This window comes from Xenorhabdus budapestensis (assembly GCF_017743015.1).
Lineage (GTDB): Bacteria > Pseudomonadota > Gammaproteobacteria > Enterobacterales > Enterobacteriaceae > Xenorhabdus > Xenorhabdus budapestensis.
Genome location: NZ_CP072455.1, coordinates 897,501 through 911,220, shown reverse-complemented (window position 1 = coordinate 911,220; position 13,720 = coordinate 897,501). Strand labels below are relative to the sequence as shown.

Sequence of the window (13,720 nt, the reverse complement as noted above, 5' to 3'; positions counted from 1 at the left end):
TATATTTATGCAGGAGGTTTAGGTGAAACCTCTGAAATTTAATACTGAGATGATAGACGCTATTTTGACAGGAACTAAGACGCTGACGCGAAGGCCAATTAAACCACAGCCTCAGTTGGATGAACAAAAGCTAAGTCAAATGGGCTCGATAGCAGAAGGATTTACTCTCGAAGAAGTAGTTAATGGCGCATGGCAAAGTGGCTTTATCGATGTTGACTGCCCGTATGGTCAGTTTGGCGACATTATTAACTTCACCGATAAAAACGGCAATATCAAAGGATTGCTTAAGATTACTGATATCTGGATTCATCGAGTGAATAACACTTCAATATCAGATGTAAAAAAAGAAGGATTTGATAGCCTAAAGGATTTTTATGTTGCTTGGTCATCCATATACCGAGAAAAAGGATATGGATGGGATATTAATCCGTGGGTCTGGGTAATTGAATTTCGGAGAATTAATAATGAGCAATGATGTGATTGAGCGGTTACAAAACCGAATAAAAAAACAATTGAGTAATTTTGAAGAAATTAGATTTACTGAATCAGAAGGTAAAGAGTTGTTGGAATTATTAAAACGCCTCGCTGATTATGAGATTATTATTAATGCGTACCATCAGGATGATGCGGACTGACATAAATTAGCTGACATAAATGGTTCAGCCATATTGCGTTAGTTGATGGAATTATCAAGCTGCAATCGAAACTTGCCGAATATGAAAATATGGAGCCTGTGGCGTGGGCGCGTATTACTGGTATGTTTCGTATTATGCATACTACAACCCTACCAATAATAGTATCAGAATGGATTGATGAGGTTAATAAATCTAACCCAAATATTGCTGACGATATATTCCCTCTCTACCGTCACCCAAACAAATAACTAATCCCCGAAAAATAATAACAACCGTTGACCGAGATTATTTAATTAATGTCGGTCTCGAACTATTGAGGAAGATAGCGTGAAAATAACAATAGATGTATCAGATAGCAAAGATATTCCTTTGGCTATAGGCGCGGTTCAGGACTACTTAAAATCAAAAGATAGGGAAATAAATCAAACTATCCCTTTTTATACAAATACGAGGCGATCAGGGTGCATCAGAGAGTCACATAAAGGCAATATTACGTGTCGCATCTATGAGTAGTGAATTCTAGAACGCAAGGAGGAAGGTGGCAAGGGATTGCCTCAAATAAGAATTAAAAATTTCAATCAAGCTCAATAAAAGGAGTTGGAAATGGATATTGAAGATGACATTTGGGATACAAAAAAGGCAGCGGAAGAGCTTAAAGTCTCATCAAGAACTGTTGCCAGTTTAATAGCTACAGGTGTTATAGACGGTAAACGGATCGGCAAAGGATATAAAACAACTAAATCCGCTGTTCTTGCTTATATTAAAAGCCCGATGCAAACTCATGGAGCGAGCAAGGGTGATCGTAATGGAGATAAATCATGTCAATCACCCAAAGAAACGGAATATGGCACTGTCATTTCTTTACACCGTCAGGAAAGAGAGTTAGGAAATCTCTTGGCACGAGGGACAAAAAGCAAGCGCAGGAGCTGTATGACAAACTAAGAGCTGAGGCTTGGAGAGTTGACCAACTTGATGATCTGCCAACTCGTACATTTGAAGAGTGTTGCATTCGCTGGCTTAGGGAAAAAGAGCATAAAAGGTCACTTGATGACGACAAAACGAAGATTGAGTTTTTCCTACAACACTTTTCAGGTCGAGATGTTTCAACAATCACGGCAGATGAAATTTACAATGCTGTTTCAGGCATGAAGAATCGTAAACATTATCAAGTCTGGGAGAGTAAAAGAGACGCAGCGCTGAAAAAAGGGAAAAAGCCTCCTGTATATGAGGCTGTTCCGGTTAGTCAGGCAACAAAAAGCCAGCACTTATCATTCATCAGATCGCTATTAAGGGCAGCCGCTAATGAGTGGAACTGGATTAAATCAGCGCCTGTTATCAAAACCAAGAAACCGGTCAGTAAGCGCATAAGATGGCTGACAAGAGATGAAGCTGCAAGACTCATTGAATGTATGCCTGAAAGTATAAAGCCGATTGTCATCTTTGCGTTAGCAACAGGACTCCGACGTTCTAACATCATCGATCTGGAGTGGCAACAGGTCGATATGCAAAGGAAAGTGGCATGGATAAATCCAGAGAACGCAAAAGCCGGGAAAGCAATAGGTGTAGCTCTGAATGATACCGCATGCCGAGTGTTAAGGGATCAGATAGGTAAGCACTCAAGATGGGTATTTGTGCATACCAAAGCCAAGCACCGACCAGATGGAACATTAACTCCGGCAGTAAGAAAGATGAGGGTTGATGATAATAGTGCTTGGAATATTGGCCTTAAGAAAGCAGGCATAGAAGATTTTCGTTTTCACGACCTACGCCACACATGGGCAAGCTGGTTGATACAATCAGGCGTTCCACTTTCTGCACTACAAGAAATGGGCGGTTGGGAGTCAATCGAAATGGTTAGAAGATATGCACACTTAGCGCCTAACCATTTAAGCGAACACGCCTGCAAAATTGATGTACTTTTTGAAGATAACGACACAAATACGACACAAGGGAAAAATCAGGCAGGGCTTAGAATCGCGTAACACATTGATTTTAAATGGTACGCCCTACAGGATTCGAACCTGTGACCTACGGCTTAGAAGGCCGTTGCTCTATCCAGCTGAGCTAAGGGCGCATTGGGATGTGAAATAAGAAGCACAATTAATGCAGTGGTGGATTATACGGGCATAATGGCTTGAGTCAATGACCTTTTAGCTCATATGCTCATTTTATGATTAATTATTAATAACTGACAGGCGGTTCATGTTCTGACAAAATAGCTCCTGTTCCTATACCCGATGATGGAATCTTAAATATATGCCAGCAAAAATTATTGATGGGAAAACGATTGCGCAGACAATCAGAAAAGAAGTTGCAGAAAAAGTCAGACAGCGTGTTGCTACTGGAAAACGTGCCCCCGGACTTGCCGTCGTTTTAGTAGGAGAAAATCCCGCCTCCCAGATTTATGTCGCGAGCAAACGCCGCGCTTGTGAGGAAGTTGGTTTTACTTCCCGCTCTTATGACTTACCAGACACCACCAGCGAAGCCGAATTACTCACTTTGATAGATAACCTGAACAAAGATACAGAAATCGACGGTATCTTAGTTCAACTTCCCCTCCCTGCCGGTATTGATAATGTTAAGGTACTGGAACGTATTCATCCCGATAAAGATGTTGATGGGTTTCACCCTTACAATATCGGCCGATTGTGTCAACGTGCACCAAAGCTGCGCCCTTGTACTCCACGAGGTATTGTGACGTTACTGGAGCGCTGTAATATCAATACCTATGGGCTGAATGCCGTTATCATTGGTGCTTCCAATATTGTCGGGCGTCCAATGAGCCTTGAATTACTGTTAGCAGGCTGTACCACTACAGTAACGCATCGTTTTACCAAGAATCTGCGCCAGCATGTTGAACAGGCCGATTTATTAGTCGTGGCTGTTGGTAAACCCAACTTCATTCCTGGTGAATGGATTAAACCCGGGGCAATTGTGGTTGATGTCGGCATCAACCGTCTGGAAAATGGTAAAGTCATTGGGGATGTCGATTTCGATAAGGCATCTGAATGCGCAAGTTGGATTTCTCCTGTGCCGGGTGGTGTCGGCCCGATGACAGTTGCGACATTAATTCAAAATACCTTGCAGGCATGTGAGGAATACCATGATGTAAATACAACTGAAGGATACTGATGGAAATTTTTTATTTAGATAGTCACCCTTATGTAGAACTGTGTGATCTGCTGAAGTTTCAAGGGTGGTGTGAAAGTGGTGCTGCTGCGAAGACTGTGATTGCAGAGGGTTTAGTAGAAGTTGATTCTCAGGTGGAAACCCGCAAACGCTGCAAAATCGTCTCTGGGAAAGTTGTTACCTTTAACGGTGAGTCTGTGCGTGTTGAAGGGTAGCTCAGTAGCATTAAGTCTCCGATAATATCCTTCGGAAAAACTGTACCTTATATTTTCTACGCATTTAAGGTGCAGTTTTTTATTTATAAACAGATTTCATTTTTTTAATACAAATTAATCTGGTTTCTCTACAGAGATATGTGATATTAACGATATCTTAATAAATAATCATGCCGACAATATTTTGGTTTTCTAATAAGTTGCTATACTGAGAGACTCACTTACAACTGAAAAGGAGTTGATTATGTTTAGTAATAGAGCTGCAAGAAGGTTGTTGGGCATGTCTCATAAGTTAAGTAAATCTAAACGCAGAGTGACTATTTCTCTTCTGAATCTCGATTCCAGTGATAGTAAGCATCAAATACCAGAACATCTGAGTCATTCTTCTTTTATTTCTATAAAACGAGATACTTCTTCAGGAAAAGTCACTTATCACTCGGGAAGTGCTTTCTATCCTAAATATTTAAATACGAATCAATAAAATAATCTGCTTTATTTATCAAATAAATTTGGTTATAAAAAATAATATCACTACAAACATTACTGTGATTAAAACATTACATAATATATTGCTGTAGTAAAACAAGCCGCCCACATATGGGGCGGTTTTCGGTTATTGACAAAGTGCGGTTTTTTATCCGGCACTTTGCTTTAATCAAGTTCCGTTCACCAAACGGCGCTTACCACTATGTCAAGAACTTCCCCTCCCCAGATTTTTCTCTCTCGCTTGACGAACTCGTGCCTAAAAATCATCCGGTTCGCAAATTAGAGGCAGCCATTGATTTTGAATTCATCCGTGAATTAGTGGCCCCTTAGTCTGAAATGAAATCGTCACCTTTTAGGTAGCGATTTCATTTATAATTTATTTATTGATACAAATTACATCCAGAAGAACCAGGCAATTACAGAAATAATCGCAATACATGCCAAGTTCAGCACAAGACCCACCCGCACCATTTCAATCTGCTTGATATAGCCAGTACCATAAACAATGGCATTCGGTGGTGTGGCTACAGGTAGCATAAATGCACAAGATGCACCAATACCGATGATCATGGTCAACACGATAACTGGCATTCCCAGAGCTTCTGCAACTGTGGCAAAAATAGGCACAAGTAACGCGGCACTGGCTGTATTACTGGTAAATTCGGTCAGGAAGATAATGAATGTAGCAATAGCAACAATAACCACAAACCACGAACTTGAGCCAAATGTTGCAGCCATGCCATTCGCCATAACTTCACTTGCACCGGAGTTTTTCAGAACAGCGCTCAGTGTCAGACCACCACCAAACAGCATCAACACGCCCCATTCAGTGTTATTTTGGATCTGTGACCATGTTGATATACCAGTAATGCCAATCAGAATAGCTGCACTCACAGCAATGAGAGTATCTAAGTCTTTGATACCGCCAAGAGCGTCACTGATGAAGGAACTGAAAATCCAGCACACAACAGCCAGCAGGAAAATAAACATGGCGATAACACGTTTACTATTCCATTCCAGATGTTCCAGTTCCAGATCAAATTTATGATTCAGATTCGGACGCAACATGATATACATCAGCATTACCATAACTGGCAACAGGATGATCACCATTGGTACGCCGTACTTCATCCATGTAATGAAATCCATACCTAACTGTGCTGCTGCAATTGCATTGGGTGGGCTACCTACCAACGTGCCCAAACCACCAATACTGGCGCTATATGCCACACCCAGCAACACAAAAACAAATGTATTACGTTCAGTACGGACATCCAGATTAGCCAGAATACCCAGAACCAGTGGCAACATCATCGCTGCGGTCGCTGTATTGCTGATCCACATCGAAAGTAGAGCCGTGATACCAAATATCAGCATGACCGCCACTGATAAACGCCCGCGGGCAATCATCAGAAGACGGTTAGCTATCAGTCTATCCAGACCTTGAATATGTAGTGCTGTCGCCAGTGCAAAGCCACCAAAGAACAAAAAGATAATCGGGTTTGCAAAAGATTTCAGCGCGTCACCTGTATTCATCAATCCCATTCCGACCGCCAGAATTGGAACACAAAGTGCAGTAATAATGACGTGAATGGCTTCAGTCAGCCATAACACCCCGATAAATGCCATTAATGCCAAACCGGCATTTGCTTTTTCGCTATAAGGCAAAAACTTCAGCAAAGCAATTAGCAAAATGATATCCAGCGCGAGAATAATTAAGCCTCTTTTACTTGAGGGTATTGGCCCAACCGCTGGGGTTAAAGATTCTGAAGCATCCATGAAGACTCCATACAACAATGAAACATAACCCTGTAATGTAAAAATAATAATTGATGAATCATTGCTCTAAATGTTAATGAATTACATTACATATGAAATAATAAGGAGTCTGAACGATAAATAAAATACAAGGTGTGAGATTTTGGGATCTGCCACGCGAGATTTGCTTAATTATTAATTAAAGGAGTAAAAAAAGAGCATATTTTAATAGGTTATGTCACATTTCTTATTTTACGAATGGTTAAATAATCCTCTATTATGCAATAAAGAAAAAAAGCACATAGCTAAAATTACCTTTTTAAGAAAGGCGAAAGAGTATTACTCTTCCGCCAAAATATAAATAATATTTATTTTTTATCGAAGCCAGTCAGCGATTATGCCTGACCTTTCACTTCTCTCAAGCCATTGAAAGGAGCACGGTTACCCAATGCTTCTTCGATACGGATCAGCTGGTTGTATTTAGCAACACGGTCAGAACGGCTCATAGAACCAGTCTTGATTTGACCTGCCGCAGTACCTACTGCCAGGTCAGCAATGGTTGCGTCCTCAGTTTCACCAGAACGGTGAGAGATAACCGCAGTGTAACCTGCATCTTTCGCCATCTTGATTGCAGCCAGCGTTTCAGTCAGAGAGCCAATCTGGTTAAATTTGATCAGGATGGAGTTAGCAATACCTTTTTCGATACCTTCTTTCAGGATCTTGGTATTGGTTACGAACAGATCGTCACCAACCAATTGGATTTTATCGCCCAGTACCTTGGTCTGGTAAGCAAAACCGTCCCAATCAGATTCATTCAGGCCATCTTCGATAGAAACAATTGGGTATTCTTTAGTCAGTTCTTCCAGATAGTGAGTGAATTCCTGAGAAGTAAAAGTTTTGCCTTCGCCTTTCAGTTCATAGTTACCAGTTTCTTCGTTATAGAATTCAGAAGCAGCACAGTCCATCGCCAGAGTGATATCTTTACCCAACACATAACCTGCTTTTTCTACGGCTTCTTTAATAGCTGCCAGTGCTGCTGCGTTAGATTCTAAATTTGGTGCATAACCACCTTCATCGCCCACCGCAGTACTCATGCCTTTTGCTTTCAGTACTTTTGCCAGATTATGGAAAACTTCAGAACCCATACGTACCGCTTCTTTCAGCGTGCCCGCACCTACTGGCTGGATCATGAATTCCTGAATATCTACGTTGTTGTCAGCATGTTCACCACCGTTGATGATGTTCATCATTGGCAGAGGCATGGAGAATTTACCCGGAGTACCGTTCAGTTCAGCAATGTGCTCGTACAGAGGCATGCCTTTTGCCGCCGCCGCCGCTTTGGCGTTCGCAAGAGAAACGGCCAAAATCGCGTTAGCACCGAAGTTAGATTTGTTTTCAGTACCATCCAACTCAATCATGATCTTATCGATATTGGCCTGATCTTTCGCATCCTGACCAACCAGAGCTTGAGCAATTGGGCCGTTAACCGCTGCAATTGCTTTCAGTACACCTTTACCCATAAAGCGGGATTTGTCGCCATCACGCAGTTCCAGCGCTTCGCGAGAACCCGTTGATGCACCTGATGGTGCCGCAGCCAGACCAACAAAGCCGCCTTCCAGATGTACTTCCGCTTCTACCGTTGGATTACCACGGGAGTCGATGATTTCACGGCCGAGCACTTTAACGATTTTGGACATTAGGTTTTCCTCAGTACAAGTTAAATTCCGGGCAATTGATGGTCACTCAAAGGATCAAGTGAAACCCCATCAATCATCCCATATCTTATTTCACTGGCCTTTCTGGTATTTGCGCGCGGCTTCAACAAAACCGGCAAATAACGGATGACCATCGCGAGGCGTTGAAGTAAATTCAGGGTGGAACTGACATGCCACAAACCATGGATGGTTCGGGTTCTCAATAATTTCCACCAATTTATTGTCGATTGAGCGGCCGGCAACACGTAAGCCCGCGTCTTCAATGCGTTTCAACAATAGATTGTTCACTTCGTAACGATGGCGGTGACGTTCAATAATATCGTCCTGGCCATAAAGTTTACGTACCAGACTGTTTTCAGTCAGATGACACTGTTGGCCACCAACACGCATCGTTCCGCCGAGATCACTCTCTTCACTGCGTACTTCTAAGTTGCCGTTCTCATCACGCCATTCAGTGATCAGACCTACAACTGGTAACTTACATTCAGGCTCAAATTCAGTAGAGTTAGCCCTTTCTATACCTGCAACATTGCGTGCAAATTCAATCAGGGCAACCTGCATGCCCAGACAAATTCCCAGGTAAGGGACTTTATTTTCACGGGCGTAGCGTGCCGTCATAATTTTGCCTTCGATGCCACGACCACCGAAGCCACCTGGCACCAGAATCGCATCCAGACCTTTCAATACTTCAACACCGCGAGTTTCCACATCCTGAGAATCAATCAATTTGATGTTGACGGTCAGACGTTTTTTCAAACCACCGTGTTTCAGTGCTTCAATAACTGATTTATACGCATCCGGCAGCTCAATATATTTGCCCACCATACCGATGGTCACTTCGCCTGATGGATTTGCTTCTTCATAAATGACCTGTTCCCATTCAGACAAGTCAGCTTCTGAGCATTCTAGGCTGAATCGTTTACAAATATAATCATCTAAACCCTGAGATTTCAAGTGGCCAGGAATTTTATAAATAGAATCAACATCTTTCAAAGAGATAACGGCTTTCTCTGGTACGTTACAGAAAAGTGCAATTTTTGCTCGCTCGTTAGCGGGGATAGTGCGATCTGAACGGCAGATCAAAACATCCGGCTGAATACCAATGGAAAGCAGCTCTTTCACAGAATGCTGGGTAGGTTTAGTTTTCACTTCGCCTGCTGCTGCCATATAAGGTACCAGAGTCAGATGCATAAACAGCGTATTCTCACGGCCTACTTCTACCGCCATCTGACGGATAGCTTCAAGGAATGGCAGGGATTCAATATCACCTACAGTACCGCCAATTTCTACCAGCACAACATCGTAACCTTCCGCGCCACGGATGATACGGTCTTTGATTTCATTAGTGATGTGAGGAATAACTTGAATGGTTGCGCCCAGATAATCGCCACGGCGTTCTTTACGCAAAACTTCGGAGTAAACACGACCTGTCGTGAAATTATTGCGACGTGTCATTTTGGTTCGAATGAACCGTTCGTAATGGCCTAAATCGAGATCAGTTTCAGCGCCATCTTCGGTAACGAAAACTTCCCCGTGTTGGGTTGGGCTCATTGTACCTGGATCAACGTTGATATACGGGTCCAGTTTCATAATGGTGACATTGAGTCCACGGGCTTCGAGTATGGCCGCCAAAGAGGCTGCGGCAATGCCTTTACCCAGAGAGGATACGACCCCGCCGGTCACAAAAATATAATTAGTTTTCATGCTGAACCTGAAAGTTTAGGTTTAAAAGGATGATGAATATAACAGGACGGGAAAGCAGTATACCCTAACCTTAAATGCGCTACAAACTCTATCTCTTTTACCTATCCAACTGTAGCAATTTCAAAATAAAACTAATCACAACATAGGCCAAAAAAAGCCTAGCTATCTCAAGAAAAATCAGGCTTTTTACATAAAAAGAATGACCTGCATATAGGGTTCTGTCGCATTAACAGAGCGCTAGCGAGAGAAAATGATGTGATTGTTTTTTATGCAGCCAATTGATAGAAAAAGTCGGCGGGTGAAAGGAAACACTCTGGTTCTTGCGGATATTGTCCTTTACGTAACATACTGACCAATTCAATACCGCTCAATAACGTTTGAGCTCGCCGGAAATGTTTAAATTCCAGCATGGGATGTATTCGCCGTTTGATGTTACGGTGATCCTGTTCAATCAGATTATTGAGGTATTTGTTTTGCCGGATAACAATGGCTTCCTCTTTTGGCTTTCCTTGATTTAATTCATCCACTGCGGCTTTATTGGCGCCACTTTTATCCATTGTCACCACGTCCGGTTGGCCATGCTGACGCATCGCTTTTTTGAAGAAACGCAAGGCCGCCGACTTATCCCGACGAGCCGTCAACAAAAAATCCACTGTCTTGCCGTCTGAGTCCACAGCTCGATACAAATATTTCCATTGGCCTTTGATTTTGATATAAGTTTCATCCATTCGCCACCGGCCTCCAATTGTAGGCTTGTAGCGCCGATAACGTTTGAGGAGCAATGGAACCAAACGGTGAATCCAGCGAGATAACGTGGAATGATCAACGGTTATTCCCCGCTCAGCCATCATCTCTTCCAGGTTTCGTAAGCTCAGGGCATAAGCGAGATACCACCGGACACACTGCGCGATAATATCGACAGGATAGTGTAGACGTTCGAAGGCGTTTCCGGATTAAAGACACTGACAGCTCACTCTGCAAAAGCGAGTATGTTAACCGATCTGTTCTTAATGCGACAGAGCCGCTGTAGCGTGCATGAGCCGAATAGACGGAACAAGGTGAGATCACCGGAGCCTTACGATTTACATAAAAAGAATGACCTGCATAAGTAGTCTGATAATTATATTTATGAACTACTCTCATAACGCAAAAAAGCCATCCGGGGACGGATGGCTTCTCTGACTGAATTGATGTCTGGCAGTGCCCTACTCTCACATGGGGAGACCCCACACTACCATCGGCGCTACGGCGTTTCACTGCTGAGTTCGGCATGGGGTCAGGTGGGACCACCGCGCTGTTGCCGCCAGACAAATCCTGTATTCAATCCCGAACAAGCTGCTTGTTATTTTCGTCCGTCACCGCTTCCGCGTCTATCGAAAATATACCTGAAACCCTGTCTTTCTCTCGTCTCTCAAACCCACAAAACCCCTTCGGTGTTGTCAGGTTAAGCCGCACGGGGCATTAGTACTGGTCAGCTCAACGTCTCGCAACGCTTACACACCCAGCCTATCCACGTCCTCGTCTCGGACGGCCCTTCAGGACTCTCCAGGAGTCAGGGAAGACTCATCTCAAGGCAAGTTTCCCGCTTAGATGCTTTCAGCGGTTATCTCTGCCGCACTTAGCTACCGGGCAGTGCCATTGGCATGACAACCCGTACACCAGTGGTGCGTCCACTCCGGTCCTCTCGTACTAGGAGCAGCCCCTTTCAATCTTCCAGCGCCCACGGCAGATAGGGACCGAACTGTCTCACGACGTTCTAAACCCAGCTCGCGTACCACTTTAAATGGCGAACAGCCATACCCTTGGGACCTACTTCAGCCCCAGGATGTGATGAGCCGACATCGAGGTGCCAAACACCGCCGTCGATATGAACTCTTGGGCGGTATCAGCCTGTTATCCCCGGAGTACCTTTTATCCGTTGAGCGATGGCCCTTCCATGCAGAACCACCGGATCACTAAGACCTACTTTCGTACCTGCTCGCGCCGTCACGCTCGCAGTCAAGCCAGCTTATGCCTTTGCACTAACCTCACGATGTCCGACCGTGATTAGCTGACCTTCGTGCTCCTCCGTTACGCTTTGGGAGGAGACCGCCCCAGTCAAACTACCCGCCAGACACTGTCCGCAACCCGGATAACGGGCCTACGTTAGAACATCAAACATTCAAGGGTGGTATTTCAAGGATGGCTCCGTGCAGACTGGCGTCCGCACTTCACAGCCTCCCACCTATCCTACACATCAAGGCTCAAGGTTCAGTGTCAAGCTATAGTAAAGGTTCACGGGGTCTTTCCGTCTTGCCGCGGGTACACTGCATCTTCACAGCGAGTTCAATTTCACTGAGTCTCGGGTGGAGACAGCCTGGCCATCATTACGCCATTCGTGCAGGTCGGAACTTACCCGACAAGGAATTTCGCTACCTTAGGACCGTTATAGTTACGGCCGCCGTTTACTGGGGCTTCGATCAAGAGCTTCTCCCTGAGGATGACCCCATCAATTAACCTTCCAGCACCGGGCAGGCGTCACACCGTATACGTCCACTTTCGTGTTTGCACAGTGCTGTGTTTTTATTAAACAGTTGCAGCCAGCTGGTATCTGCGGCTGGCCTCGGCTCCAAGAGCATGTCTTTTCACCTGGCGCCAGCGTGCCTTCTCCCGAAGTTACGGCACCATTTTGCCTAGTTCCTTCACCCGAGTTCTCTCAAGCGCCTGAGTATTCTCTACCTGACCACCTGTGTCGGTTTGGGGTACGATTCCGTGTTACCTGGTGCTTAGAGGCTTTTCCTGGAAGCAGGGCATCTGTCACTTCAGCACCGTAGTGCCTCGTCATCACGCCTCAGTGTTGCGGATAACCGGATTTGCCGGGTTATCCCACCTACCCGCTTAAACCGGGACGACCGTCGCCCGGATGACATAGCCTTCTCCGTCCCCCCTTCGCAGTAACACCGAGTACAGAAATATTAACCTGTTTCCCATCGACTACGCTTTTCAGCCTCGCCTTAGGGGTCGACTCACCCTGCCCCGATTAACGTTGGACAGGAACCCTTGGTCTTCCGGCGAGCGGGTTTTTCACCCGCTTTATCGTTACTTATGTCAGCATTCGCACTTCTGATACCTCCAGCAGACCTCACGGCCCGCCTTCGACGGCTTACAGAACGCTCCCCTACCCAGCAACACCGCAGTGTCGCTGCCGCAGCTTCGGTGCATGGTTTAGCCCCGTTACATCTTCCGCGCAGGCCGACTCGACCAGTGAGCTATTACGCTTTCTTTAAATGATGGCTGCTTCTAAGCCAACATCCTGGCTGTCTGAGCCTTCCCACTTCGTTTCCCACTTAACCATGACTTGGGGACCTTAGCTGGCGGTCTGGGTTGTTTCCCTCTTCACGACGGACGTTAGCACCCGCCGTGTGTCTCCCGTGATAACATTCTCCGGTATTCGCAGTTTGCATCGGGTTGGTAAGTCGGGATGACCCCCTAGCCGAAACAGTGCTCTACCCCCGGAGATGACTTCACGAGGCGCTACCTAAATAGCTTTCGGGGAGAACCAGCTATCTCCCGGTTTGATTGGCCTTTCACCCCCAGCCACAAGTCATCCGCTAATTTTTCAACATTAGTCGGTTCGGTCCTCCAGTTAGTGTTACCCAACCTTCAACCTGCCCATGGCTAGCTCACCGGGTTTCGGGTCTATACCCTGCAACTTAACGCCCAGTTAAGACTCGGTTTCCCTCCGGCTCCCCTATACGGTTAACCTTGCTACAGAATATAAGTCGCTGACCCATTATACAAAAGGTACGCAGTCACCCTGATAAATCAGGGCTCCCACTGCTTGTACGTACACGGTTTCAGGTTCTCTTTCACTCCCCTCGCCGGGGTTCTTTTCGCCTTTCCCTCACGGTACTGGTTCACTATCGGTCAGTCAGGAGTATTTAGCCTTGGAGGATGGTCCCCCCACATTCAGACAGGATACCACGTGTCCCGCCCTACTCTTCGAGCTCACAATACGCACGCCTTCGGATACGGGGCTGTCACCCTTTACTGCCGGCCTTTCCAGACCGTTCTCCTGACATGAATATCGCTGATGGCT

At 45.1% G+C, this 13,720-nt stretch carries 12 protein-coding genes, 1 tRNA gene and 2 rRNA genes (1 of these 15 running past the window's edge); 8 read left to right on the top strand and 7 right to left on the bottom strand.

Translation table 11 applies throughout. The features are described from left to right. Positions 1-22 precede the first annotated feature (22 nt). The 4 genes from HGO23_RS03970 (at position 23) to HGO23_RS03960 (ending at position 2,617) form a co-directional block, all read left to right on the top strand. Entirely contained in the window at positions 23-475 is a 453-nt protein-coding gene (locus HGO23_RS03970) for an ASCH domain-containing protein (protein WP_209028025.1), read from the top strand. Further along, positions 465-635: a hypothetical protein gene (locus HGO23_RS03965; RefSeq protein WP_209028024.1), complete on the top strand. Its 171-nt coding sequence runs from the start codon at positions 465-467 to the stop codon at positions 633-635. Before HGO23_RS03970 ends, HGO23_RS03965 begins: the two co-directional genes overlap by 11 nt. 603 nt (positions 636-1,238) lie before the next feature. Then, positions 1,239-1,577, top strand: a complete 339-nt coding sequence (locus HGO23_RS19560) for a helix-turn-helix domain-containing protein (RefSeq protein ID WP_244967875.1) — start codon at positions 1,239-1,241, stop codon at positions 1,575-1,577. Beyond that, complete coding sequence (locus HGO23_RS03960) at positions 1,460-2,617, top strand: tyrosine-type recombinase/integrase (RefSeq protein ID WP_244967944.1); 1,158 nt, start codon at positions 1,460-1,462, stop codon at positions 2,615-2,617. The genes HGO23_RS19560 and HGO23_RS03960 overlap by 118 nt, the downstream gene beginning before the upstream one ends. A 15-nt stretch (positions 2,618-2,632) precedes the next feature. On the opposite strand, the gene HGO23_RS03955 is transcribed toward HGO23_RS03960, so the two are convergent. Continuing rightward, positions 2,633-2,709 (bottom strand) — tRNA-Arg (locus HGO23_RS03955). Positions 2,710-2,891: 182 nt separating this feature from the next. Here HGO23_RS03955 and folD point away from each other — a divergent pair. The 4 genes from folD (at position 2,892) to HGO23_RS03935 (ending at position 4,795) form a co-directional block, all read left to right on the top strand. Next, positions 2,892-3,767 carry a bifunctional methylenetetrahydrofolate dehydrogenase/methenyltetrahydrofolate cyclohydrolase FolD gene (gene folD / locus HGO23_RS03950; RefSeq protein ID WP_209028022.1) on the top strand — a complete coding sequence of 292 codons (876 nt, stop codon included), beginning with the start codon at positions 2,892-2,894 and terminating at the stop codon, positions 3,765-3,767. Further along, positions 3,767-3,979 (top strand): ribosome-associated protein YbcJ, encoded by a 213-nt coding sequence (gene ybcJ / locus HGO23_RS03945; protein ID WP_099136625.1) that lies wholly within the window; start codon positions 3,767-3,769, stop codon positions 3,977-3,979. Before folD ends, ybcJ begins: the two co-directional genes overlap by 1 nt. Before the next feature lie 244 nt (positions 3,980-4,223). Continuing rightward, positions 4,224-4,460, top strand: a complete 237-nt coding sequence (gene sra, locus HGO23_RS03940; protein ID WP_099136624.1) for a stationary-phase-induced ribosome-associated protein — start codon at positions 4,224-4,226, stop codon at positions 4,458-4,460. Positions 4,461-4,576: 116 nt separating this feature from the next. Further along, positions 4,577-4,795 carry a hypothetical protein gene (locus tag HGO23_RS03935; RefSeq protein ID WP_209028843.1) on the top strand — a complete coding sequence of 73 codons (219 nt, stop codon included), beginning with the start codon at positions 4,577-4,579 and terminating at the stop codon, positions 4,793-4,795. A 63-nt stretch (positions 4,796-4,858) separates the two neighbouring features. Here the strand turns inward: HGO23_RS03935 and HGO23_RS03930 are convergent, their stop codons facing one another. The 6 genes from HGO23_RS03930 to HGO23_RS03905 all read right to left on the bottom strand — a co-directional run. Next, a complete protein-coding gene (locus tag HGO23_RS03930; RefSeq protein WP_209028021.1) occupies positions 4,859-6,244 on the bottom strand; it encodes an SLC13 family permease in 1,386 nt (461 codons plus the stop codon). 374 nt (positions 6,245-6,618) lie between these two features. Continuing rightward, complete coding sequence (eno, locus tag HGO23_RS03925; RefSeq protein WP_099136621.1) at positions 6,619-7,920, bottom strand: phosphopyruvate hydratase; 1,302 nt, start codon at positions 7,918-7,920, stop codon at positions 6,619-6,621. Positions 7,921-8,010: 90 nt separating this feature from the next. Continuing rightward, a complete protein-coding gene (gene pyrG / locus HGO23_RS03920) occupies positions 8,011-9,642 on the bottom strand; it encodes a glutamine hydrolyzing CTP synthase (RefSeq protein WP_099136620.1) in 1,632 nt (543 codons plus the stop codon). Between the two features lie 266 nt (positions 9,643-9,908). Continuing rightward, positions 9,909-10,605 (bottom strand): IS6 family transposase gene (locus tag HGO23_RS03915; RefSeq protein ID WP_244967942.1). Its coding sequence is split into 2 segments (ribosomal slippage): positions 9,909-10,586 and positions 10,588-10,605, totalling 696 coding nucleotides; the frame shifts between segments, so codons are not numbered across the junction. A 229-nt stretch (positions 10,606-10,834) separates the two neighbouring features. After that, positions 10,835-10,950, bottom strand: a 5S ribosomal RNA gene (gene rrf / locus HGO23_RS03910). Between the two features lie 132 nt (positions 10,951-11,082). Beyond that, positions 11,083-13,720, bottom strand: a 23S ribosomal RNA gene (locus HGO23_RS03905); it runs 271 nt beyond the window's last position.